The organism is Caballeronia sp. LZ024 (assembly GCF_031451455.1).
Taxonomy (GTDB): Bacteria; Pseudomonadota; Gammaproteobacteria; order Burkholderiales; family Burkholderiaceae; genus Caballeronia; species Caballeronia telluris.
On the sequence record NZ_JARUXL010000002.1, the window covers coordinates 601,158 to 618,779 of the forward strand.

Annotated in this window: 14 protein-coding genes; 3 read left to right on the plus strand and 11 right to left on the minus strand. The window is 64.3% G+C overall.

The window, feature by feature from the left end:
* Nucleotides 1-414 precede the first annotated feature (414 nt).
* On the plus strand, nt 415-1,335 hold the full coding sequence (locus QCE48_RS17895; protein ID WP_309784594.1) for a LysR family transcriptional regulator: 921 nt from the start codon (nt 415-417) through the stop codon (nt 1,333-1,335).
* Here QCE48_RS17895 and QCE48_RS17900 read toward each other — a convergent pair.
* The 10 genes from QCE48_RS17900 to QCE48_RS17945 form a co-directional block, all read right to left on the minus strand.
* Nucleotides 1,332-2,033, minus strand: a complete 702-nt coding sequence (locus QCE48_RS17900; RefSeq protein WP_309784593.1) for a sterol desaturase family protein — start codon at nt 2,031-2,033, stop codon at nt 1,332-1,334. The genes QCE48_RS17895 and QCE48_RS17900 overlap by 4 nt on opposite strands.
* 62 nt (nt 2,034-2,095) lie before the next feature.
* Nucleotides 2,096-3,472 (minus strand): MFS transporter, encoded by a 1,377-nt coding sequence (locus QCE48_RS17905; protein WP_309784592.1) that lies wholly within the window; start codon nt 3,470-3,472, stop codon nt 2,096-2,098.
* Nucleotides 3,473-3,568: 96 nt separating this feature from the next.
* On the minus strand, nt 3,569-5,299 hold the full coding sequence (locus QCE48_RS17910) for a GMC family oxidoreductase N-terminal domain-containing protein (protein ID WP_309784591.1): 1,731 nt from the start codon (nt 5,297-5,299) through the stop codon (nt 3,569-3,571).
* 30 nt (nt 5,300-5,329) lie between these two features.
* The gene (locus tag QCE48_RS17915; protein WP_309784589.1) at nt 5,330-6,136 is read right to left on the minus strand and encodes an enoyl-CoA hydratase-related protein; all 807 of its coding nucleotides are present in this window, start codon (nt 6,134-6,136) and stop codon (nt 5,330-5,332) included.
* A gap of 6 nt (nt 6,137-6,142) precedes the next feature.
* A complete protein-coding gene (locus tag QCE48_RS17920) occupies nt 6,143-7,714 on the minus strand; it encodes an AMP-binding protein (protein ID WP_309784588.1) in 1,572 nt (523 codons plus the stop codon).
* Entirely contained in the window at nt 7,707-8,252 is a 546-nt protein-coding gene (locus QCE48_RS17925; RefSeq protein ID WP_309784587.1) for a 2Fe-2S iron-sulfur cluster-binding protein, read from the minus strand. The genes QCE48_RS17920 and QCE48_RS17925 overlap by 8 nt, the downstream gene beginning before the upstream one ends.
* On the minus strand, nt 8,249-9,070 hold the full coding sequence (locus tag QCE48_RS17930; RefSeq protein ID WP_309784586.1) for an FAD binding domain-containing protein: 822 nt from the start codon (nt 9,068-9,070) through the stop codon (nt 8,249-8,251). The genes QCE48_RS17925 and QCE48_RS17930 overlap by 4 nt, the downstream gene beginning before the upstream one ends.
* Complete coding sequence (locus QCE48_RS17935) at nt 9,067-12,090, minus strand: molybdopterin cofactor-binding domain-containing protein (protein WP_309784585.1); 3,024 nt, start codon at nt 12,088-12,090, stop codon at nt 9,067-9,069. The genes QCE48_RS17930 and QCE48_RS17935 overlap by 4 nt, the downstream gene beginning before the upstream one ends.
* Nucleotides 12,087-12,707 carry a UbiX family flavin prenyltransferase gene (locus QCE48_RS17940; protein WP_309784584.1) on the minus strand — a complete coding sequence of 207 codons (621 nt, stop codon included), beginning with the start codon at nt 12,705-12,707 and terminating at the stop codon, nt 12,087-12,089. The genes QCE48_RS17935 and QCE48_RS17940 overlap by 4 nt, the downstream gene beginning before the upstream one ends.
* On the minus strand, nt 12,700-14,199 hold the full coding sequence (locus QCE48_RS17945) for a UbiD family decarboxylase (protein ID WP_309784583.1): 1,500 nt from the start codon (nt 14,197-14,199) through the stop codon (nt 12,700-12,702). The genes QCE48_RS17940 and QCE48_RS17945 overlap by 8 nt, the downstream gene beginning before the upstream one ends.
* Nucleotides 14,200-14,495: 296 nt before the next feature.
* On the opposite strand from QCE48_RS17945, the gene QCE48_RS17950 reads away from it, so the two are divergent.
* Nucleotides 14,496-15,434 carry a LysR family transcriptional regulator gene (locus QCE48_RS17950; RefSeq protein WP_309784582.1) on the plus strand — a complete coding sequence of 313 codons (939 nt, stop codon included), beginning with the start codon at nt 14,496-14,498 and terminating at the stop codon, nt 15,432-15,434.
* A complete protein-coding gene (locus QCE48_RS17955; RefSeq protein ID WP_309784581.1) occupies nt 15,431-16,870 on the plus strand; it encodes an aldehyde dehydrogenase family protein in 1,440 nt (479 codons plus the stop codon). The genes QCE48_RS17950 and QCE48_RS17955 overlap by 4 nt, the downstream gene beginning before the upstream one ends.
* A gap of 497 nt (nt 16,871-17,367) precedes the next feature.
* Here the strand turns inward: QCE48_RS17955 and QCE48_RS17960 are convergent.
* On the minus strand, nt 17,368-17,622 hold a 255-nt coding region (locus QCE48_RS17960), incomplete at its 5' end, for an FAD-binding protein (protein ID WP_309794265.1).

Consider the following 17,622-nt stretch of genomic DNA (forward strand, 5'->3'; position numbering starts at 1 on the left):
AATGGCGGACCGGGTCTGTCGATCTAGGGCGCTCAGCTTGCGCCGAACACCACGCGTGAGCTTCCCTCGGTTTTTCGCCTTCCACAGGTCCCGAGTTATGCAGCAGCATCCGTGATCTGGTGAGCTTGATCCGGTTCTGCAGAAACTGAACCGGCGATACAAAGCCGAGCGACGGATGACGACGACTGCGGTTATAAAACACGTCCAGGTATTCGTCGTAGAGCGGGCTCCTTCGCTTTGGCATGCTACCCTGCTCTGGTGAAGGGTATGCGTTGCGTAAATGGATCGAGGCGTCGCCGAAACGCGCGACGGAAAGGCCGGCACGCCGACGTGCGAGCATGTGGATCAACGTCACGCACGCTTCGACTTGTGGTTACACTCGCAGTCTCCGGCTTCCCTCCTCGCGCTGGCCTCATGGACCTCAAGCAAATCCAGTATTTCGTCGCCCTCTTCGAGGATGGCTCCGTCACGCGCGCGGCCAAGCGCCTCAATATCGTGCAGCCCGCGCTCAGCATGCAGATCTCGAAGCTCGAAGCCGAACTGCGACAGACGCTCTTCGAACGCGGCCCGCACGGCATGGCGCCCACCGAAGCGGCGCGCCTCATGTATCGCCTTTACACGCCGATCATGCGCGACATCGACCACGCGCGGGAGCAGTTGAGCCGGCGCGACGTGATTATCACCGGTCGTGTTTCGCTCGGCATGGTGGCCTCGGAAGCGGAAAGCGTCTTGCCGGAGTCGCTCGCGAGGTTTGACGCGCTCTTTCCGCAGGTCGAGGTATCGGTGGCCGACGGCTTCAGCGCGCAACTCATTGATGCCGTCGAGGCAGGCCAGCTCGATGCCGCCATCATCAACAAGCCGCGCGGACGCCTGACGCTCGATGTCGAGCCGTTGCTGGCCGAGGAAATGGTGTTCGTAACGAGTGCTGTGCACGGCGTCGAGCTGCCGCAGGAGATCGATCTCGCGAACATATCCGGTGTCGAATTCGTGCTGCCGACGCGCCGCAACGGCCTGCGCGGCGCCCTCGACGCCGCGTTAATGGCTGTCGATATCGTCATCAAGCCAAAGTTCGAAGTTGATCTGCTCAGTTCGATCGTGCAGTTCGTCGAGCAGGGAAACATCGCGACGATTTTGCCGCGCGTGGTCGTGCAGCGCAAAGTGGATGAAGGCGTGCTGCGCGCCCACACGATCGCAGCGCCGCCGATCGTGCGGCACATCATCCAGGTCACGCATCCAAAGCGGCCGATCGGTCCCGCCGCGCAGGCGCTCATCGCAATCATCACCGACGAGATAAAGCGCGTGACGAGGGGCGTATCGGGGCAGCAAGCGCCTTAGTGCCCGCGTTCCAACGGTTCCCGCGCATTACTCGGAACATCGCTGCGCGTGCCGAACAGCGTGTCGCAGATCGGGAACGTCAGGTTGAAGTTCTGTGTCGCCATGACCTCGGGATCATGGTGCGTGGCGTGCAGACGCCGCACCGTGTTGACGAGTGGGACGCGATCGAGGAACGGGCTGTCGGTGAAGTGCGAGAGCGTGTGCAGTCCCTCGTACATCAGGAAGTATGCCGCCATCGTGAACAACGCGATGTAGCCTGCGTTGCGCGAGAACACGAACCCGATCACGAGCGCGAACGGCACGGCCGCCAGCACGAATGCAACCGGCGCAAACGGCGGAAACAGCAGCGCGCGCCAATGACGGTGGCCTTTGTATTCAAGCGTCACATGCGTGAAGAAGCGGTGATGGACCGCGCAATGGCGCTTGTAGATCATGCTGAAATACTTCGTCGGACGATGCAGCACGTAGCGGTGCGCCGCCCATTCCGCCCAATTACCGAACAGAAAGAGCGGAATGACCGCGAGCCATTCGACGAGCGTCGGCGCATGAAGCTGCATGAGGCAATAGACGATCACGCCGCCGGTGAAGAGCAATGTGAAGCCGAGGTGCATTTCGCCGCGATACCACCATGGCGTGGCGTCGACATACTCGTCACGAAACTTGTAGGAGCGCGCACGCACGTCTTCTTCGTATTTCATCGATGTCTCCGGCTGTTGTGTAAGGCGAGCGCCCGTTGGCGCGCGCCATCATGCTCAGTGAATCAGGTGGGAGTGCGCGCGGAACCGCCTTCGAGCTTGCCAAGCGTCTCGGGCACGACGAACGCGCCCACCAGGAAGACCACGCTGATCGCGCCGACGAAGATCGCCAGTGTCATCGGCAACTGGCTCGCGTCCTTCGCCACCAGCGACACGGCCGTCGGCATCATTCCGCCGATCGCGAAACCGATGTTCCAGGAGAGGCCCGTGCCGGTCGCGCGGATCGAGGTCGGGAAGCGTTCGTTCAGGAAGATCAGGATCGGCGCGTACCCCGCACTGCCGAGCGCGCTGAGAAGCACGGCATAGACGCCGACCATCATGATGCTGTCCGCGGTCGGCAGCAGCAGAAACAGCGCGGGCAAGGCGACGAGCCGGACCAGCCCGATCCACACGAACGTGCCTTTTCGACCGATGAACGTGCTCAGGTGCCCTGCCGCGATCGATGCGATCACCACCGCGACGCTGCAGATCATCAGGATCGCCGCGGCCGCACCGTTGGGTGCATGGCTAACTACCTTGAGGAACGTCGGCAGGTAGCCCGATGTCAGGTAGTAGCCGCTGCCGCCGCCAATCGTCAGGAGCAGGTTGACGAAGAGAATCTTGCGATAGTCGCGCGAAAATAGCGTCTTTAGCGGCGAGCGCACGACTTCGACGGGCGCGCTCTTAACCTGCGCGGTGGCCTTCGCAGCCTTTTCGGCGGCGAGCTTCTTCCACAGCGGCGACTCTTCAAGGCTGTTGAACACGAAGAGACCAAGCACCGAGCTGATGATGCCGGTGAAGAACATGCAGCGCCAGCCCCATACGTCGAAGGCATCGCCGGGGAAAAGCGCCGACATCGCGAGGAACGTGACTGACGCGAGCAGCGCGCCGAGCCCGGCCCCGCCGCCGCCGATCAGTCCCGACACCGCGCCGCGATACTTCGGCGCGACGGATTCCGTGCCGATCGTGTGCGTCGAAGCAACCACGCCGCCGACAAACACGCCTTGGATCAGGCGCAGCAGGAGGAAGAGAATCGGTGCGAGCAGACCGGCTTGAGCGACGGTCGGCAGCAGGCCGAACGCGGCAGTCGACAGGCCGACGCCGACCACCGCGACGATCATCGCGCCTTTACGGCCACGGCGGTCTGCGTAAGAACCGAAGAGCGCGGAGCCGAGCGGGCGCATCAGCAGTGTCACGGCGAACGATGCATAGACGGCGGCGAGAGAAAGCATCGCGTGCTCGGAGGGGAAGAAAAGACGCCCCACCACTGGCGCAACATACAACAACACGAATAGGTCGAACAAATCCAGTGCCCAGCCGAGGCACGAAGCTACCACTGCGCCCATCACCTGCCGCTGATCGACAGCGGGTGCGGCGGCGCCATTTTGCGCTGCTACGGACATTTCCATCTCCTTGAATGTCACCGGGCCATCTCTCGATTGACCCCGTGTTGAAGGCACGTTGTTGTGGCGTGCTCTTATTGCCGTTAAAGAAACTTGTCAGTGCGCGGCGGCGAGCGGCGTCGTTGTCGATGCGCTACCTGCGCGTCGTCTATTGACCATTGCGTCGGCGATCTTCTCCGCAATCATGATGGTCGGAATGTTGGTATTCGCCGAAGGTAGTCGCGGCATCAGCGATGCATCGACCACTCGCAAGCCACGCGTTCCGTGCACTCGGCCTTCGGTATCGGTCACGGCGCTGCGCTCGCGCGCGTCGCCCATGCGGCACGTTCCGCTCGCATGCCATACGCCGAAGACGTTCGCCCGGATGAAGTCCGCGAGGGCGCGTTCATCGGCGAGCAGCGCGGACATCCTGAGCCCGCCCGTGAAGAAGCGTTCGATCAGCAGGCGGCGGATCGGCGCAGGTGTATCGAGCAGCGTGCCAAGCACCGACGTCAGCAGCGCGTTGCCCTCGCCGACACGGCTCAGCGCCTTCACGCGCGGCGAAAAAGCCGCGGGAAAGAAATCACGCTGATCGTGACCGAGCCCCGACGCCGCGACGACCTTCGCGAGCATCCGTATGCCCACCGCGAGCCGATCGAGGTCGCGTTGATCGTCGAGCAAATTGAGCTCGACACGCGGTGCGACCGCCGCATCGGATGAAACGAGTTGCACGCGGCCGCGCGAATACGGCCGGTTGCACCACAGAAAGAAAAGACCGAGCCGGTTGCCCAGCGAATGCCATGCGGCGCGCGTCGCGCTCGACAGATACAGGTCCGACGACTCGCCACCATCGACGCCCGACGTGAATCGAGCCGCCGTCATGCTCGCGCGACGCCGAGAAAGCGGCATACGAAAGCGCGGCTCGAGAAAATGGCAGAACGTGAGCGACGGATGATCCTGCAAATTGCGCCCGACGCCCGGCAGGTCGACGAGGCATCCAATGCCGAACTCGTCGAGCTCATGCTTTGAGCCGATGCCCGCGCGCATCAGCAACGCGGGCGACTGGAGCGCGCCCGCGCAGATGACGACCTCATCGGCGTCCAGATGCACGCGCTCGCCGTTCGGCGCCACCGCGACCACGCCCTGCGCGGCGGTTCCCTCCATCACGATCCGCTCGACACGTAGATTCGAATACACGGTGAGATTGGGCCGCTTACGTGTCGCTTCGTCGAGGTATGCGACAGCGGTAGACACGCGCTTGTCGTCGATATTTGAGAACGCGCCTGGGAACAAGCCATCGCCGAACTCGGCATTCTGGTCTTGCAAGGTGGCGAAGCCGTTGGCGCGCAGACCGTCGGCGAACGCGTGACAGAATGGGGGCCAGTCTTCCGGCATGATGCGGCGGATCGGCACCGGGCCGTCGCTGCCATGCAACTCGCCGGTGGGGAAATTCACATCACGCTCGAGCTTGCGGAAATACGGCAGCACGTCGTCCCATCCCCAGCCCGCCGCGCCGTTCGCGGCCCACTCGTCGTAATCCCGCGGCAGACCGCGATTCGCCGACTGCACGTTGATGCTCGATCCGCCGCCCATCACACGGCCCTGCTCATACACGCGCGGCGCCGATGTCTTCGTCGCCTTGGCTTTCAGATCCGGCCAGATGTAGGTATCGCCGCAAAAGACGGGCATCGGATAGCTGTCGAGGATATGCGCGGGCACCGCACCCGGTGGCGTATCGGCGCCCGCCTCGATCAACGCGACGCGCAGCGACGGCACCGCCGACAGCCGATGCGCGAGCACGCATCCCGCCGATCCGCCACCAACGATCACGTAATCGAAACGTTCCATATGCCTGTCTCCTCGTCTTTTGCTGGCTTCTCAGGAACCGCGAAACACTGGCTTGCGCTTGCCATGGAACGCTTCGACTCCTTCACGGAAATCGTCCGAGGTTCGCAGACGGCTATAGCAATGCCCTTCGAGTTCGATGGCAATCGACAGCGGCGTATCTTCGGAATCGTTGAGCAGCTTCTTCGCCGTGCGTTGCGCGAGCGGCGAGAATGTGCGCAACTCGTCGACGAGCGCATCAGTGGCGGCTTCCAGTTCCGCATCCGGCACGCACTCGACCGCGATGCCCCACTCGTACGCCTGCTTGCCCGGAATGCGGCGCGAGCGCATCACGATGTCCTTGGTCCTGCCAACGCCAACCATCTGCTGCAGCCGCGCCGATCCGCCCGAGCCTGGAATTTGTCCGAGCTTCTGTTCGGGCAACGCATAGAACGTGGTCTCGGTCGCGATGCGGAAGTCACATGCAAGTGACAACTCGAAGCCCACGCCGAAGCAGAAGCCGCGATTGGCCGCGATCACCGGTTTCGAGCAGCGCGCGGGCGCGGCGATGTTCCAGGCGAGCTTCGACACATGCTCAGGCGATGCTTCGAGAAAGCCCTTGATGTCGCCGCCGCTCGAAAAGTGTTCGCCCTTTGCGCGCACGACGATCACCCGCACGCGATCGTCTTCGTCGAGCGCTTCGAACGCCGCGCGCAACTGGTCGCGCGCGTGCATCGAGATCACGTTGAACGGCGGGCGATGCAGGATGATGTCCGCGCGCTCGCGCCCGGCGTCGATCTCGATTGAGAAGCCGTCGAGGTCCTGAAGCAGCGCCTGGCCGCGATGGGTCAAGTCGGTCATGTTGATTTACTCCTTCGTGATTTCGGTGTGGTGTGCAGCGGATGCGGACGGACCGTCATCGCATTGATATTCGCCGGCGGACAGCTTGCGGCGGAGGATCTTGCCGACTGGCGACTTCGGAATGTCGTCGACAAACACGTAGTCGCGCGGCCGCTTGAAATTGACAAGGTCCGACTCGCGGCACCACGCGTCGAGCGCGGCTGAATCGACGTAGTCGCGGCGCTTGATGAACGCGACCACGCGCTGGCCCCAGCGCTCGTCCTTCACGCCCGCGACGGCCACTTCATCCACCGACGGATGCAGCGAGAGCACCGATTCGATATCGACGGGCGAGATGTTTTCGCCGCCGCTGATGATCATGTCGTCGACGCGCCCCGACACATAGAGGTCGCCGTCTTTGTCGAAGTAGCCCGTGTCGCCGGTAAAGTACCAGCCGTCGCGCAGCGACTTGGCGTTCGCGTCCGGACGGTTCCAGTAGCCTTCGAACGCTTCGTCGCCGAGCAGGTCAGCGATGATCTGGCCTTCCTCGTTCACCGCCGCGAGATCGTCGGGCGACTTCGCGTCGAGCTTCACAACGCGCAGTCGCGTGTTGATGCCCGCGCGTCCCGCGCTGCCCGGTTTTTTCGTCGCGTCCTGGTCGATGCTGAACGTGTAGACCTCGGACGAGCCGTAGTGATTGACGAACAATTCGGGCTCGAACGCGGCCGAGAGGCGCTTGAGCAGGCCATCGTTCATCGGCGCGCCCGCGAACCCGAGCTTCGTCACCGACGAGGTATCGGTGTTCGCGAACGCGGGATCGCCGAGCAGGTCGTGGTAGAGCGTCGGCACGAGGTACAGACACGTCAGTCCATGCTTCGCGATGGAGTCGAGCGCGAGCCGCGCGTTCCAGCGCCGCACACAGACGAAGAGACCATCGACGAGCGCCATCGAGAGCAGCGAGCGCACGCCCATCGTGTGATAGAGCGGCATTACCCCGAGCGTGCGTTCGCCGTGCCGGTACAGGTTCTGCGCGACATGCGCGAGCGCGCCCGCGCGTTCATGCCGGTGACGTCGCGGCACGCCCTTCGCCTTGCCCGTCGTGCCCGAGGTATAGAGAATCAGTGAGACATCGTCGGCGGTCGAGTGGGTCGTCTCGCCTGCGTGCGCGCGTTCGACCAGCAGCGCGTCAAACGAGGTCGTGCGGCCTTGGGCGTCGTCGAGTCCGATGCGCGGCACGTTCTGCGCCGCGCTGCTTTGCACGACGGCATCCGCGGACACGGGCTCGTAGACGATCGCCTTCACGCCCGCGTCGGTCACGCAATAGTCGAGTTCGTCGGGCTTGGCGCGCCAGTTGAGCGGCACGATTACGATGCCCGCCATCTGGCAGGCCCAGTGCAGCGTCGCCATTTCCCAGCGGTTCTGCAGCACGACGAGCAGCCGGTCACCAGGCGCTAGACCCAGTTCGCGTAAGCCATCGGCGACATCGAGAACGACGCGATGCCACTGTGCGTAGGTGAACTGCAAGTCGCCGTCGACGAGTGCGAGCGCAAGCGGGCTACGCTCGACGCTTTGCAGGAAGGTGCGGCCGAGATCAAGCATGCTCGACCTCCTCACTTTCTTCTCCGCAAATGCGGCCATTGCGACGCGCGGCCACGTCGAGCACCGCCTTGACGATCGGCGTATAGCCCGTACATCGGCAGATGTGCCCCGAGAGCATCTCGCGCACCTGTTCCTCGCCAGGGTCGGGCACGCGTTGCAGATAGTCCGCGCACGACATCAGAATGCCCGCCGTGCAAAAGCCGCACTGCAACGCGTGATGCCGCTGGAACGCCTGCTGTAAGTCGCCGAGCGTCTGGTCGGGCGCGAGGCCCTCGACCGTATCGACGCGCCGTCCGTCGACTTGCACGGCGAGCATCAAACAGGACCTCGCCGCGACGCCGTCGATATGCACAGTGCACGCGCCGCACACGCCATGCTCGCAGCCGACGTGCGTACCGGTCGCGCCGAGTTGGTGCCGGATGAAGTCCGACAGCAGTTCGCGCGGCTCGCAATGACCGCTGCGTTCGCGGCCATTAAGCGTCAGCGTAACGCGTTGCGCTTCGCCTTGCCGCATGATGTTCATCGATGTCTTGCTCACTTCGCCTCCTCGATCACCCGCCATCCGAGTTGCCGGACCAGATGCCGGCGGTATTTCGCGCTGATGTGGACGTCGTCCTGCGCGCCCAGCTTCCAGCTCAGATCGTTCAGTGCGCCGCGCAGGTCGTCCCCTGAGAGGCGCGGCCAGCGTTCGACCATCGGCCGGTCCGCGACGCCACCCACCGCGATGCGGATCGCGTCGTCCGTCACGACCGCCGCGCACGCGACCATCGCGAAGTCGCCGTGGCGCGCCGAAAATTCGGTGAACGCGTAGCGCTCGCCCGGCTTCTTGAGCGGAAAGCGCACGGACTCGACGAGTTCGTCCGGCTCGCGCGCCGTCATCAACATGCCTTGAAAGAAGTCCTGCGCCGCAAGCACGCGCTCTTTCTTCTTCGAGCGCAGCGTCACGTCGCCGCCGAGCGCGGCGAGCACGAGCGGCAGTTCGGCGCTCGGGTCCGCATGCGCGATCGAACCGCATACGGTCCCGCGATTTCGGATCTGAAAATGCGAGATGTGCGGGAACGCCATCGCGAGCATCGGCACTTCGTCGCGCAAGGTCTTGCGCCATTCCACGCTGCCTTGCGTCGCCGCCGCGCTCACGCGCAAATGCTCCGTCTTGTCGTCGGCATGAACCGCGTTCAGCTCTTCGGTGCGCGAGATGTCGACGAGCACGCGAGGTTGCGCGAGCCGCATGTTGAGCACCGCCATCAGCGACTGGCCGCCCGCGAGCACGCGTGCGTCCTCGCCGAATTGCGCGAGTGCATCGAGGGCATCGTGCGTCGTCATGGCGCGCAGATAATCGAACGGCGCGGGCTTCATGCGCGGCTCCTGAAGCGCGCGATAAAGCGCGATAGCCATGAACCGCCCGCTTGTACCGGCCGGCCGGCGGCCTGTCGCCCGAGCGATTCGAAGAGTTGTTTCAACACCACCTTCGCCGCGCCTTCGAGCATCCGTCCGCCCACCGCCGCGACCTTGCCCGACACCTGCGCTTCGTAGTCATAGGAGAGCCGCGTGCCGTGCTGGGTCGGCGTAAGTTCGACGAGGCCGTTGCCGCGCGCGCTGCCGAGCGGCGAAATACCCGCGCCGGCAAGACGCAGCCGATGCGGCGCGTCGATTTCCGACAAGCCGATGCGCGCCTCGAAGCGCGCCTTGATCATGCCGACGCCGACTGTCACATCCGCGCGATACTGGTTCGGCGCAGTCTCTTCGAGCGCATGGCAACCGGGGATGACCTTCGCGAGCGCTTGCGGATTCAGCAAGACGGCGAAGACCGCTTCGGGTGTCGCGGGCAAATCCACCGTGCCTTGCGCCGTCAGCGCCTTGCCGCCCGGCGTCGCGGGCTTCTTCGCGGGCGCATCGCGCAGCTCGGGCCGCGACGGCTCCGGATCGTCGATGCCGATCAGCGCCATTACCTTCGCGGGCGTGAGCGGCAGGCGGATATCGTCGACGCCGAGCGCATCGGCGACAGCATTCGCGATGCACGGCGGCGTGCTCATGTTGTTGCCCTCGCCTAAACCCTTCGCCCCGAGCGGCGTGAACGGCGACGGCGTCTCCAGATGCACGATGAGCGGATCGGGCACTTCGCATGTAGTCGGCATCAGGTAGTCGGCAAGCGTGCCTGACTGGAAGCTGCCGTCCGCGCCATAGCGGAACTCTTCCATCAACGCCGCGCCGAGTCCTTGCGCGAACGCACCGCGAATCTGGCCGTCGGCGAGCGCAGGGTTCAGCAACGTGCCCGCATCATGCGCGGTCACATAGCGGTCGATGCGCACGCGACCCGTCGCGCGATCCACTTCGACGCCGCACATATCGAAAGCGAATCCATACGCCGCCGACGTGTTGATGCGATCGTTCTCGTCGGGCGCTTCCATGTTCGGCGGCGTCCAGAATACGGTCTCGCGCAAGCCCGGTTCCTCGCCTTCGGGCAGGAGCGCAGGCGCCCAATGCGGTGCGTTGCTCGCGACGCGCGCAAACAGCAGCGCGCGATCCTCGGCGCCCTTCGGATAGACGCGCGCGGCATCGAAGCAGACGTCTTCCGGCGCGCAGCCGAACTGCTTCGCGACGATGCGCGAGAGCTTGTCGCGCACCCGCATCGCGGCCAGATGCACGGTGCCGGCGACCGCTCCCGCGAAACGACTCGAATAATTTCCCGACGCGACTGACCACGCGTCCTTGTGAGTATCGAACTCGACGTTCACGACGATGTCTCTCGGATCGAGCCCGAGCACATCCGCGACGACTTGCGCGCATACGGTCATGTGTCCCTGCCCTGCCGGCGTCGACGCCACCGTGACGACCACGCCGCCGAGCAGATCGACACTCACGGTCGCGCTCGCGATCGCGCCGCTCTTCGGCCCGGCCTTCTTGCGCGCGTCGGCGGGCATCACGGTCGTGATGTAGCCCATGTTCGACACGGACGGCTCGACAATCGCCGCGAAGCCGATGCCGTACAACCGCCCTTCGTTGCGCGCCGCCTCGCGCCGCGCGACGAGTTCGTCGTAGCCGCCGTCCGCGAGCGAGCGCCGCAACGCTTCCTGATAGTTTCCCGAGTCGAGCAGCGCGCCCGCTGCCGCGCGATAGGGAAACGCATCGGCGGGAACGAAGTTGCGGCGATACACGTCGAGCACGTCGAGCTTCAATTCGATCGCGATGCGCTGCATCAGCCGTTCAAGCGCGAAGTAGACCTGCGGGCCGCCGAAGCCGCGCACGAGTCCGGTCGGGGTCTTGTTGGTCAGCACGACGCGGTTGCGCACGACAAGGTGGTCGATGGCGTACGCGCCCGTCAGGCAGCCGTGCATTCGGTAGAAGGTCGCGGGTTCCGGCGCGCGCACGTAGCCGCCGACATCTTCGAGTTGATCGTAGGAAAGCGCGGTGATGCGTCCATCGTTTTCGACTGCGGCTTCAATCGTGGAGAAGCGCGCGGTGGCCGACGTTGCCGCGCTCAGATGCTCTAAGCGGTCCTCGACCCACTTCACCGGCGAACCCGCCTTGCGCGACGCGAGGCACATCAGCACGACATACGGAAAGACGGCCTGCTTCACGCCGAAGCTGCCGCCCGAGTCGCGCGGCGCCTTGTGGCGCAGCCGATTCGCCGGCACGTTGAGCGCCATTGCCATCACGGCGTGCAGCGAGAACGGACCCATGAAATTGGAGGTGACGTCATAGCCTTCGTCGCCCGACAGATACTCCGCGATCACCACGCCGCATTCGATCGGCGCACACGTATTGCGAGGATAGTGCGCGACGAACTTCACGCGATGCGGCGCCGCTTCGAACGCGGCCTCAGGATCGCCATAGCGGAAGTGCCGGTCGCTGATCACGTTCGTGCCGACGCGTTCATGCAAGACCGCCGCATCGTCGTTCATCGATTGCTCGATCGACGTGACCGGATCAAGCATCGCGTATTCGACCTTGATGAGATCGAGCGCATCTTCGGCGAGCGCGCGCGATTCCGCCATCACGACCGCCACTGGCTCGCCGACATAACGCACGCGATCCATCGCGAGCGACCATTGTTCCATCGGCGACTTCACGCCAACGACAAACGGCCGCGACCATGGGCGCAAGTCGTCACGGGTGAGGACGGCGCGCACGCCGGGCAACTTCGACGCGGCTTGCGCATCAATCGAGACCAGCTCCGCGTGCGCGTGTGGCGAGCGCAGCACGGCGGCGTGCAGCGTGCCGGGCTTCACCGCGATGTCGTCGCCGTAGCGTCCGCGGCCAGTCAGGATCGCGGGATCTTCGAGGCGCTGCATCGAGCGGCCGACGTGGCGCTTGGCAAGCGGCTCCTGCTCCGCGCCTGCGTCGATGTTTGCGAAAGCGGTCTCGCGCTGATTCATCGTGCGGCTCCTTCGTCACGGCTCGCAAACCCGTCCGCGAGGCCGCTCCAGCGGCGCGCGATCTCGCCATGCTCGATGCCGAACAAATCCAGAATGCGGCCGACCGTGTGATCGACCACGTCGTCGATCGTCTTCGGATGCGCGTAGAACGCGGGTACCGGCGGCATCACGATCGCACCCATCTCGGTCGCGAGCATCATGTTGCGCAGATGAGCGAGGTTGAGCGGCGTTTCTCGCGCCACTAGCACGAGGCGGCGGCGCTCCTTGAGCATCACATCGGCGGCGCGCGTGAGCAGATTGTCGGCGAAGCCGTTGGCGACGCCCGCAAGGGTCTTCATCGAGCAGGGAGCAATCACCATGCCGTTCGTGACGAACGATCCGCTCGCCACTGCCGCGCCGATATCGCGCACGTTATGGACGACGTCTGCGAGCGCATCGAGGTCGCCGCGTCCGAGTCCGAGCTCCTGCGCGGCTGTAACGGCGCCCGAAGCCGACACGATCAGGTGCGTCTCGTAGGTGCCAAGCCGGCGCAATGCGGCGAGCAGGCGCACGCCGATCGCCGCGCCGCTTGCGCCCGAGATGCCGACGACGATGCGCGACTTGTTGTGCTCAGCCATGATCGCGGCTCAAGTAGGCATCGAACGCGGCGTTGTCCGCGGCGACGAGCGCGTTGAGGTCAACCGTGTTCTGGCCCGGAATGCGAACGCGTGTGAAAACATGCTCCGGGTAGACCACGGGCCGCGTCGCATCGAGACCCATCTTCGCGCTCACACCTTGTAGATGCGGCGGCGCGTCCGCCGGCTGGCCGACCGTCGTCGAGGGATCGAGAGGCGAACCCTGCGCGCCTTCGATCACGACGAGATCGCGATCCGCCTGAAAGCGCGTCGCGATTGCCCATTCGATCTCGGCGGGATCGTGCACGTCCACATCGGTATCGACGACGACGACCTGCTTGATGTCGTAATGCGCGCCGAACGCGCACAGGATCACGTTCTTCGCTTCGCCTTCGCGCTTCTTTTCGAACTGCACCCAGAGGTGATAGCGGCATACGCCGCCCACCGACAAATGCACGTCTGTGACGCCCGGATGGCTGCGTTGCAGATGCGCGAGCAGCGTCGCTTCACGTGGAATGGCGCCGAGCAGCAAGTGCTCCATCTCGGCCGGCACGATCGTATGAAAAATCGGATCGCGGCGATGCGTGAGCGCTGTGACTTCGATCACCTCGCGCGCTTCCTTCGCGCTGTAGTACTTCGGAAACTCGCCGAACGGGCCTTCCGGCTCGCGCACGTTAGGCAGGATGCGTCCTTCGATGACGATCTCCGCGAACGCCGGCACATGCACATTGCTCGTTACGCACTTCACGACCGGCAGTGGCGCGCCATGCAGCGCGCCCGCGATTTCCAACTCGTCGTGATCGATCGGCGTGATCGCCTGCGAGGCGAGCATCGTCAGCGGATCGACGCCGATGGCGACCGCCACGTCGAGCGCATCGCCCGCTTCCTCGGCGGCTTTCTGGAACGCGTGCAGGTGGCGCGGTAGTAACAGGATCGCCATGCGGTCGTGGCCGTGCACCTGGATGCGGTTGATCGAAACGTTCTGCACACCCGTGCGCGGATTGCGCGCGATCACGAGACCCGCGGTGATGTACGGGCCGTTGTCGTGCTCGCTGTGCGTGGGGATCGGCAGCAACGCGTGCAGGTCGATGCCATTCGTATGAATGATCTGCTGACAGGGCGCGTCCGCTCGATCGACCACCCTGGATGCGATCGGCTGTGCGGCCGCCGCCGAGAAGCGCGCGAGCAGGCCTGCTTCATCGACGCCCATCGCTTCCGCAATCCAGCCGCGCTTCGACATAAAACCGGAGACGACCGGCATGTCCTTGCGGCCGGGCTGCGTGAAGAACGCGGCCTGCGTGCCGTCGAGACGCTTGGCAATCGCGGCAAGTTCGTGCTCGAGCGCCACCGGCCGGTCGATGGTCGCCATGCGGCCGGTCGTCGCGAGATGCGCGAGCCAGTCGCGCAGCGTGAGCGTTGCCGTCTCTGAGCGATTCGAAGCCCACGGAAGACGGGTTGGGAAGGTGCCGTGCGTCGCGGCATCGCGAGTGTTCATCTGCGTCTCCATCGATTCCCTGCGTTTTCCGGCCAAAGCACCGCTGCAAGGATTGAAATGAAGCGTAGCGACATCGCGTTATAACTTCTAATACTGTTTTTTGATGCCAGTAATCATTCATGCTGATATCAGTATTAGCCCCGATGACACCGGCCGTTCGGATCGATATCAATAGACCCCTGACGCCGCACCGCACTGCAAGCGCCGTGGGAAATGGCCCGTAGGGCGCGTTGCAGCCATAATCTGATAATGTAGTCCGATGCCATAAGACTCGCTGATAGGCTATGGAAACGAAAATGGACCTCAAGCAAATCCAGTACTTCATCGCGCTCTTCGAGGACGGGTCCGTCACGCGCGCGGCCAAAAGGCTGAACATTGTGCAGCCCGCGCTCAGCATGCAGATCGCGAAGCTGGAGGAAGAGCTACATCAGCAATTGTTCGAGCGCGGCGCGCACGGCATGGCGCCGACCGCTGCCGGACGCCTGATGTATCGCCTCTTCCTGCCGATCATGCGCGACCTCGCGCACGCGCGGCAGCAGCTTCAGCAGCGCGACGAAGTGGTGACGGGGCACGTGAGCATCGGGCTCATCGCCTCAGTGACGGAGAGTGTGCTTGCCGATTCCCTTTCGCGCTTTCATGCGCGTTATCCGCATGTCGAAGTGACGGTGGCGGACGGCTTTACCGCGACTTTCATTGACTGGGTCGCGGGCGGGCAACTCGATGCGGCCCTCATCAACAAACCCCGCTCGCGCCTGTCTCTCGATTCGCAGACGTTGCTCGATGAAGAAATGGTGCTGGCGACGAGCGTCGAGCACGGTCCTGACCTGCCGCACACGATCGAGCTCGCGCAGTTGCCCGAACTCGAACTCGTCTTGCCGACCAAGCGCCACGGCTTGCGCGGCGTGCTCGATACCGCCGCACAGCATGAAGACGTGCTGCTCGCGCCGCGCTTTGAAATCGACGTGCTCAGCACGATCGTGAAGCTCGTCGAGAGCACTCGCTTTGCGACGATCTTGCCGCGCATCGCCGTCGGCCGGGCCGTTCAGCGTGGGACGCTGCGCGCGCATCCGATTCTCGCGCCGCGCATCGTGCGCCATATCGTGCGCGTGAGCCATCCGCGCAGGCCGCTGTCCGCCGCGGCCGAGGCGTTGATCGAAATCATCGCTGACGAACTGCACCGCGTGTCGAACGCATCCGGCATGAATGCCACTCTTGTCCCAAAGGAAACCGCATGAACGCATCACACTGGATTTCCGGCGCATGGGTCGGCGTGCCGTCCGTCCACAGCATCGATCCCGCTACCGGCGAAAGTATCGGCCAGTTCGCCGACGGCGGCGCACCGGAAGCCGATGCGGCCATCGCCGCGGCACGGCACGTGTTCGACCGCACGACGTGGGCGCAGGACGCGCGCCTGCGTCAGGACGTGCTACTCGCATGGGCCGCCGCGCTCGATGCGCAACGCGAGCCGCTTGCAACCCTCCTCACGCGCGAAAACGGCAAGGCGATCGCGCAATCGCGCGGCGAGATCGCAGGCGCGATTTCCGAAGTGCGTTATTACGCGGGACTCGCTCGGCACGTCGCGGGGCACGTGCTGGAACCCGAACCGGGAACGATCTCGACGATGCTGCGCGAAGCCGCTGGCGTGGCCGCCATCTTCGTGCCCTGGAATGCGCCCGCGGTGTTGCTCGTGCGCTCGCTCGCGCCGGCGCTCGCCGCCGGCTGCACCGCAATCGTCAAGGCGGCGGCGCAGACCCCGCTGGTCATCGCGGCCATGCTGCGCTGTTTCGAGCAGACCACGCTGCCGAAGGGCGCAGTGAACCTCGTCAACGAGGTCGGTTATGCGGCGGGCGAACGGCTGGTCGAATCGCATGACGTCGACGTGGTGAGTTTCACCGGATCGACCGCGACGGGCAAAAAGATTATGGCCGCCGCCGCCGAAAGCATGAAGAAGCTCTCGCTGGAACTCGGAGGCAAGTCGTGCTGTGTCGCCTTCGAGGATGCGGACGTCGCCGCGATCGCGCCGCGTATCGCGCGCGCTGCGACGATCATCTCGGGTCAACAATGCACTGCTGCGCGCCGGGTGCTCGTGCATGCCCGCCGTGCGGCCGAGATGCGCGAGCATCTGACGCGCGCGCTCGAAGCGCTGAAAGTGGGCGAAGGCATCAATGAGGCAATGGACATCGGTCCGCTAATCGACGCGGCCACGCGCGACGCGGTCGATCAAACCATTGCCCGTGCCTGCAACGAAGCCGATCGCGTACTGCTGCGCGGCAAGCGCTCGGGGCATGCGTTCCTGTCGCCGACGCTTGTCGAACACAGCGACCCGAAAGGATTCTTCTGCCAGGAGGAAATCTTCGGACCGTTTGTCACGCTGGAGACATTCGACACTGAAGCGCAGGCAATCGAGAAAGCCAACGACACCGTATTCGGCCTATCCGCGAGCGTGTGGACGCACGACGGCGCTCGCGCCTATCGGATCGCGCGCGCGTTGCGCAACGGCACGGTGTGGATCAACGATCACAACAAGCTCTTTGCCGAAGCGGAAACGGGCGGATACCGGCAAAGCGGTCTTGGCCGCCTGCACGGCTACGATGCGCTCGCCGACTTCACGGAGATCAAGCACATCTGCATGCCGGCAGGCGTCGCCGATGGCGTAACACCGCTACGTTGAGGACGTTGGCGGGGGTCGATTCCTCCTGCTTTCCAACGCAGAGACACCCGAATGGCCGGCGCCGAAAATTGGGGTGGCAGCTACTCAATCGCCCCATGGGAGCGAAGCCCGAGGTTCCGCGCGGTCCATTGTGCCGACAGGCCGTCGGCCTGTTCATGGCTCACTGCCGGGACTCGGAAGAAGACGACAGACGATCGGTCTGCGGATAGTCCACGTTCGTGGGGCGCAGTCAACCTTCCGCGACCGCAGACCACGACGACGAGCGCCCGGGCTATGGCAAGTCGGCGAGCCTGATCGCGCGGCGCTCAATCCATTCTCTATCACGGGATATGTCGGCGCGAGGAACGAGAACTCCGGCGAGACACGTCAGGCTCAGGATCAGCGACAGTCGGAGCGCTCGAAGAAAAGACTGCTCCATAATCTTTTCCATCGATAGGACCGCAGGCAAGATCGCTTGGCCGGCCAGCGGTCACCAAAGATGCATGCGCTCGTGAGGGTCAGTCAAGCTCCCTCGTGAGTTCCGGCACCGCGCTGAACAGATCGCCGACGAGGCCGTAATCGGCAACACCGAAGATCGGCGCTTCAGCGTCCTTGTTGATCGCGACGATGACTTTCGAGTCCTTCATCCCAGCCAGATGCTGGATCGCGCCCGGGATGCCGACTGCCACATATAACTGCGGCGCGACGATCTTGCCGGTCTGCCCGACTTGATAGTCGTTCGGGACAAAGCCCGCATCGACGGCTGCACGCGA

What these genes read in the sequence shown, in the direction of transcription:
- QCE48_RS17895 (WP_309784594.1), top strand. Translation starts at nt 415, where the DNA reads ATGGACCTCAAGCAAATCCAGTATTTCGTCGCCCTCTTCGAGGATGGC.
- QCE48_RS17900 (WP_309784593.1), bottom strand. Translation starts at nt 2,033, where the DNA reads ATGAAATACGAAGAAGACGTGCGTGCGCGCTCCTACAAGTTTCGTGAC.
- QCE48_RS17905 (WP_309784592.1), bottom strand. Translation starts at nt 3,472, where the DNA reads ATGTCCGTAGCAGCGCAAAATGGCGCCGCCGCACCCGCTGTCGATCAG.
- QCE48_RS17910 (WP_309784591.1), bottom strand. Translation starts at nt 5,299, where the DNA reads ATGGAACGTTTCGATTACGTGATCGTTGGTGGCGGATCGGCGGGATGC.
- QCE48_RS17915 (WP_309784589.1), bottom strand. Translation starts at nt 6,136, where the DNA reads ATGACCGACTTGACCCATCGCGGCCAGGCGCTGCTTCAGGACCTCGAC.
- QCE48_RS17920 (WP_309784588.1), bottom strand. Translation starts at nt 7,714, where the DNA reads ATGCTTGATCTCGGCCGCACCTTCCTGCAAAGCGTCGAGCGTAGCCCG.
- QCE48_RS17930 (WP_309784586.1), bottom strand. Translation starts at nt 9,070, where the DNA reads ATGAAGCCCGCGCCGTTCGATTATCTGCGCGCCATGACGACGCACGAT.
- QCE48_RS17935 (WP_309784585.1), bottom strand. Translation starts at nt 12,090, where the DNA reads ATGAATCAGCGCGAGACCGCTTTCGCAAACATCGACGCAGGCGCGGAG.
- QCE48_RS17940 (WP_309784584.1), bottom strand. Translation starts at nt 12,707, where the DNA reads ATGGCTGAGCACAACAAGTCGCGCATCGTCGTCGGCATCTCGGGCGCA.
- QCE48_RS17945 (WP_309784583.1), bottom strand. Translation starts at nt 14,199, where the DNA reads ATGAACACTCGCGATGCCGCGACGCACGGCACCTTCCCAACCCGTCTT.
- QCE48_RS17950 (WP_309784582.1), top strand. Translation starts at nt 14,496, where the DNA reads ATGGACCTCAAGCAAATCCAGTACTTCATCGCGCTCTTCGAGGACGGG.
- QCE48_RS17955 (WP_309784581.1), top strand. Translation starts at nt 15,431, where the DNA reads ATGAACGCATCACACTGGATTTCCGGCGCATGGGTCGGCGTGCCGTCC.